4 protein-coding genes are annotated in these 1,118 nt (G+C 66.0%); all 4 read left to right on the top strand.

Features of this window, described 5'->3' with window-relative positions:
* Positions 1-259, top strand: a 259-nt coding sequence (locus ABNX41_RS21860) for a hypothetical protein (RefSeq protein WP_438671785.1), incomplete at its 5' end; no start/stop codon positions are given.
* Positions 259-516, top strand: coding sequence for a hypothetical protein (locus ABNX41_RS21855; protein WP_438671784.1), 258 nt, complete (start codon positions 259-261; stop codon positions 514-516). The genes ABNX41_RS21860 and ABNX41_RS21855, both read left to right, overlap by 1 nt.
* A gap of 75 nt (positions 517-591) precedes the next feature.
* Complete coding sequence (locus ABNX41_RS21850; protein WP_438671783.1) at positions 592-783, top strand: hypothetical protein; 192 nt, start codon at positions 592-594, stop codon at positions 781-783.
* A complete protein-coding gene (locus ABNX41_RS21845) occupies positions 780-1,118 on the top strand; it encodes a hypothetical protein (RefSeq protein WP_438671782.1) in 339 nt (112 codons plus the stop codon). Before ABNX41_RS21850 ends, ABNX41_RS21845 begins: the two co-directional genes overlap by 4 nt.

The raw sequence follows: 1,118 nt of genomic DNA, 5'->3' as shown, positions 1-1,118 counted from the left end.
CGAGCACATGCGAGACGGGATGCAACGCTACATCGATCGCGGGATCAATCCCGGCAGCTTCATGACTGCGGTGCTGTCCAACGACCTGATGGAGGCCGTGCGGCGGGGCGACGACCAAAACCGCACCCGCCTGCATGACTACGTGATCTTCCTCTATAACGAGGCCCCTGCGTGGTGCTTCGGGTCTCCGAGGAACGTCGAGGCCTGGATCGCAAAGGGCGGATTGCTCGGCGGCGCAGACACCGAGGCGGCCGCCTGATGCTGGACGCCTCGCCCCTCTCGGCAAATATCCCCGAATATATCGCGGAGCATGCCGAGCGCGAGGCGATCAGCCTGCGGCGCACCATGGGGCCAGAGCAACCGGAACACGCCGTGACCTGCCCCGAATGCATGGGGCGCGGCATCTATACCGATCCCGCTCCCGCCCACTACCCCAACGCCCCCGTCACCTTAACGCGATGCCTGATCTGCGACGGGCGAAAATGGATCACCCCTCCCCGGCGCAGAAGCCTGTAGCTGCGCCGTCACTGCCCCGGCCTTTGCCGGATCGCCTGCGGGCCGGGGCGCATTTAATTCAACGGAGACAGAGCCATGTGCGAAGTTTGCTCCAACTGCGAAAGGCCCGGCTGGCAGGTTCCACTGCGCCTTTCGCCGTCCAACGAGACGATCTGCATCCTGTGCTACGGCGTTCGGGGCTGGAAAGGCCTGCGCCCGCTGGACGATCTGCCCGAATATCAGCCAGGCATGATCGCGCCACCCGCGACCGAGCGGAGGGCCGCATGATGCAGATCGCCCGCCGAGAGCCGCACATCAACAAACGCTCGGGAAGCATCGAGATCGCCCAATACTGCGACCGGATCACCCCTCGCCCCTATCCGCCGCTCTCCCCGACCGAGGCCCACGCCGCCGACGTCGAGGCCCGCCGCTGGAGCATCAACGCTCGGTTTGAGGCCCTGCCCATTCCGCCGAAGCGCCCCCGCTCGCGCCTGAGGCCCGGCCATATCTTCGCGCTCATCTTCACCAGCGCCCTGATCGTCTTGGCCTGGCACATGTCCGACGCCTACGCCCGGGGGCTGCATGCCGCGAGACAGGCGCCGATTTCGGAGGAAGTCAGATGA

Source organism: Pseudogemmobacter sonorensis (assembly GCF_042762395.1).
Taxonomy (GTDB): domain Bacteria; phylum Pseudomonadota; class Alphaproteobacteria; order Rhodobacterales; family Rhodobacteraceae; genus Pseudogemmobacter; species Pseudogemmobacter sonorensis.
This window is presented reverse-complemented; position numbering and strand designations above follow the sequence as displayed.